The sequence below is a fragment of the Nonomuraea sp. NPDC023979 genome (genome assembly GCF_040639085.1).
In the GTDB taxonomy this organism is placed as follows: Bacteria; Actinomycetota; Actinomycetes; order Streptosporangiales; family Streptosporangiaceae; genus Nonomuraea; species Nonomuraea ceibae.
On record NZ_JBEZZG010000077.1, the window covers coordinates 1 to 4,034 of the forward strand.

At 67.4% G+C, this 4,034-nt stretch carries 3 protein-coding genes; all 3 read left to right on the top strand.

Translation table 11 applies throughout. The features are described 5' to 3' along the window. Window positions 1-141 precede the first annotated feature (141 nt). Genes AB0G11_RS48810 through AB0G11_RS48820 form a run of 3 tightly spaced genes read left to right on the top strand, consistent with a single transcriptional unit; the run spans window position 142 to window position 3,939 of the window. Window positions 142-1,242, top strand: coding sequence for a tyrosine-type recombinase/integrase (locus tag AB0G11_RS48810; protein WP_357594139.1), 1,101 nt, complete (start codon window positions 142-144; stop codon window positions 1,240-1,242). Continuing rightward, window positions 1,239-3,503, top strand: coding sequence for a tyrosine-type recombinase/integrase (locus AB0G11_RS48815; RefSeq protein WP_357594141.1), 2,265 nt, complete (start codon window positions 1,239-1,241; stop codon window positions 3,501-3,503). The genes AB0G11_RS48810 and AB0G11_RS48815 overlap by 4 nt, the downstream gene beginning before the upstream one ends. After that, window positions 3,493-3,939 carry a DUF6262 family protein gene (locus AB0G11_RS48820; RefSeq protein ID WP_357594143.1) on the top strand — a complete coding sequence of 149 codons (447 nt, stop codon included), beginning with the start codon at window positions 3,493-3,495 and terminating at the stop codon, window positions 3,937-3,939. Before AB0G11_RS48815 ends, AB0G11_RS48820 begins: the two co-directional genes overlap by 11 nt. The last annotated feature ends 95 nt before the right edge of the window (window positions 3,940-4,034 follow it).

The following is a 4,034-nucleotide window of genomic DNA, read 5'->3' on the forward strand; positions in this document are numbered from 1 at the left end:
TTCGTTATCTTGAGCCCTCAAGGCTCTGTCTCTGACGTGTATGACCTGCGCTAACTCCTTCCCGATCATCGTGGTGGATGCGATTACCTTCCGCTGTCCAGCACGGAAGCGGGGGAAGCGATGCGCGTACAACGAGTGCTCATGCCGGACTCGGAGGCGGAGTCATGGACTCTGCTCGGGAACGATCACGTCCCGGTCGAGCCGGTCGAGCAGTTCCTGGCCTATCTGACCTCGATTGAGAAGTCGCCGAACACCGTCAAGGCCTACGCTCACGATCTGAAGGACTGGTTCGTCTACCTGACCGGCCACGACCTCCACTGGAAGACCGCCACGCTGGAAGACGTGGCGGGGTTCGTGGCCTGGTTGCGGCTGCCGCCCGAGGCCCGCCATGGCAAGGTCAGCGTGCTGCCCACGGTTGACCACCACTGCTCGGCGGCGAGTGTGAACCGCAAGCTGGCGGCCCTGACCTCCTTTTGCGAGTTCCACGCCCGGCACGGCGTCGAGCTGGCCGGGCTTCTGATCACCAATCTCCCTTCGGGGCATCGACGCGGATCGGCAGCGACCTCCTACAAGCCGTTCCTGCACCACGTCACCAAGCACATGGCTGAGCGAAGGCGGACCATCAAGCTGCGAGCCTCGCGGCCGCGGCCCCACGTGCTGACGGCTGCAGAGGCCCAGGCCATCCTGGACACCTGCGATCATCTGCGGGATCGCCTCATCTTCGGGATTCTGCTGGACTGCGGCGTTCGCATCGGCGAGGCCCTGGGCCTGCGGCACGAGGACATGGACATCGCCGGCCGCGCCGTGACCGTCACACCGCGCCGCAACGACAATCGTGCCCGCGCCAAGGGCGATCGGACGCGCACGATCCCGGCCAGCGCCGAACTGATGCGGCTCTACGCCAGCTACCTCAACGATGAGTACGGCGCCCTCGACTCCGACTACGTCTTCGTCAACCTCTGGGCCGAACCTCATGGACGACCGCTCACCTACCCAGCCGTCTATGACCTGGTCATACGGCTGCGCCGCCGGACCGGCATCGACTTCGAGCCCCACCAATTCCGGCACACCTACGCCACCTGGCTCCTGCGTCGGGGCGCCGGCATGGAGAGCGTGAAGGAACTGCTCGGGCACGCCTCGATCACCACGACGATCGACACATACGGCCACCTCACCGTCGAGGACGCCCGCCAGACCTTGGAGAACGCGGGCTGGTTCACCGGGCGGGAGGTCAAGCTGTGACTCTCGCCGAGAAGGATCCAGCTGGCCGCGGATTGCTGGAGAAGCTGATGGCCGCGGTTCGGCCCGAGTTCCGCGTCGACATCCTGTTCCCGGCCCCCGACGACCCGGTTCTGGGCTGGAAGTTCTGCGCCGTGCCCGGTTGCGACCGCCCCGCCAGTGACTACGAGTTGTGCAAGGGCCACGGCAATCGCTGGCGGAAGCTGCCCGACCGGCCCGACCGGGCCAGCTTCATCGCCAGCCCCGGGCCACCCCTGCGGGGCCGCAGCGAGCCCGGCCGGTGCACCGTCGCCGACTGTCGCTACGGCAGCGCGGGTAAGGGCCTATGCACCCGGCACCGCGATCGATGGCAGCGCTCCGGCCAGCCCGACCCCGCCGCCTGGGCGGCCACCGTTCCCGCCGTCCAGGCGGCAGGGCAGGCGGAATGCCGGTTGTCGTTCTGCTCGCTCTGGGCCGAAAGCAACCTGGGTCTGTGCAAGTCGCACCGCACCCGCCGCAAAGACCTCGCCTCGCTCGACATCGAGGAGTTCATCGCCGAGTGCGAACGCCACGGCAAGGCCTTCATCGACTTCCGCGGGCTGTCTCCTCAGCTGAAGCTCGAACTGCAATATGCCGTCCAGACTCGACACGACGAGCAGACGGTCACCCTGCCCCTCCACATCGCGAACTGGACGATCAACCGCGCCCGCGAGTGCGGTGTCGCCTCGCTGCTGGAACGCACCGAGCAGGAGTGGCGGCAGATGTCCGTGGCTCGCCGCCGGAAGCCAGGCTGGGAGAAGTTCCGGAACCGGAGTGAAACGTTCTTGATCTACGCCCGCGACATCGTCGAAACGCTCCGTGACGGCAGCGGCTGGGAAGTGGAGTATCCCCGCGACATCTGGCGCCTGGCCAAGCTGAGCGGGCTCAAGCAGAGCGCGGGCGGCGCGCGTTCCGGAATCCGGCTACGTTTCGACCGCATCGCCCAGCCGTGGCTGCGCGAGCTCGGGAAACGGTGGGTCCGCTACCGGCTGACCTCCGGGCTCTCCATCCCGACCGCGGCGTCGGATGTTCAGGCACTGACTCGCTTCAGCGAGTTCCTCACCGCCGCAGCGTCCACGGTCAACGGCCTGGCCGACATCGACCGCCCGCTGCTGGAGCGATATCTCGCCTGGCTGACCGACCTGCCCGGCGGCGTCAGCGCCAACGAGAGCCGCGTGGGCGGACTCCACCTGTTCTTCCAGGCCATCCGGCAACACCGCTGGGATGACACGCTTCCCACCACCGCGGCGTTCTTCACCGGCGATGTCTCCCGACGCCGCGCGCCCATTACCCGCCATCTGGCCGAGCACGTGATGGCCCAAGTGGAACAGCCCGCCTACCTGGACCGCTGGCCCTACCCGGAAGGTCGCCTGGTCACCATCATCCTCATCCGGTGCGGACTGCGCCTGGCGGCCGCGTGCACCCTGTCCTTCGACTGCCTGCTCCACGACGGGCAAGGCGCCCCCTACCTGCGCTACGTCAACACCAAGATGGAGCGTGAGGCCGCCGTCCCCATCGACGAGGAACTCGAGGCGGAGATCCGTACACAACAGCGGCGAGTCCTGGAACGCTGGCCCGGCGGAAACCCGCACCTGTTCCCCCGCCTCACGGGCAACGCCAACGGCCAGCGACCGATGAGCTCGGACGCCTACCGCGGCCAGCTCAACCGCTGGCTGGCAAGCTGCAACGTCCGTGACGAGCAGGGCCGACCCGTCCACCTGACTCCGCACCAGTGGCGGCACACCTTCGCCACCCGGCTGATCAACCGTGATGTTCCGCAGGAAGTCATCCGGGTGCTCCTCGACCACGATTCCATGCAGATGACGGCCCACTACGCCAAGATCACAGACCAGACCGTCCGGCGCCGCTGGGAGCAGGCGACCAAGGTCAACATCAGGGGTGAGCGGGTGACCCTCGACCCCGATGGGCCCCTCGCCCAGGCGCAATGGGCCAAGACCCGTTTCGCCATGGCCACCCAGACCCTGTCCAACGGCTACTGCGGGCTGCCCGTCCAAAAGAGCTGTCCGCACGCCAATGCATGCCTGACCTGCCCGGTCTTCATCACCGGCCCAGAGTTCCTGCCCGAGCTGCGCGAGCAACGCCACCGCACGCTCACCCTCATCGAGGTGTCCAGCGGCAAGGGCCACACCCGGGTCGCGGAGATGAACCAGCAAGTGCTGACCAACCTGGACCGCATGATCGGCGAGATCGAGAAGGACGAGGCCGAAGAAGCCGATGCGAGCTGACAACACCCATCACGTCGTGGCCGCCGCCCGACGCCGGGCCGAGCAGACCCGCCAGCGGGCCATCGCCGCGCTGCGCCGCATGGACGCCGCCGGCCAGCACGTCACCTTCGAGGCCGTCGCCCGGCAGGCCAAGGTGTCTCGATCATGGCTCTACACCCAGGAGGACCTGCGCGCCGAGATCGAGCGTCTTCGCCGGCGACACCCGGCTGCGTCCTCGCCGCCTCCGCCGGAGCGTCAGCGCGCCTCCGATCCGTCGCTGCTGCGCCGACTGGAAGTGGCCACAGCTCATATTCGCCGTCTGGAAGCCGACAACAAGCAACTACGCGACGCACTCGCCCGAGCTCTCGGCGAGCGCCGCGCCGCCGAGATCCTGGGGCAGGTCGCTGGCTGCGACACGCCGACGCGTGCTTCCTCCAAACTCACCGGACCCTGCTGACAGACCGGCTCCATAAGCTCGTCGACGACACCGTCCACATCGAATCTCCCCTGGTCACGGCCGTGATCAAAATCGAAGCTAAAGATAAGGTTCGC

Excerpts from the sequence above, each read along its gene's own strand:
- AB0G11_RS48810 (WP_357594139.1), top strand. The coding sequence starts at position 142 with ATGCCGGACTCGGAGGCGGAGTCATGGACTCTGCTCGGGAACGATCAC.
- AB0G11_RS48820 (WP_357594143.1), top strand. The coding sequence starts at position 3,493 with ATGCGAGCTGACAACACCCATCACGTCGTGGCCGCCGCCCGACGCCGG.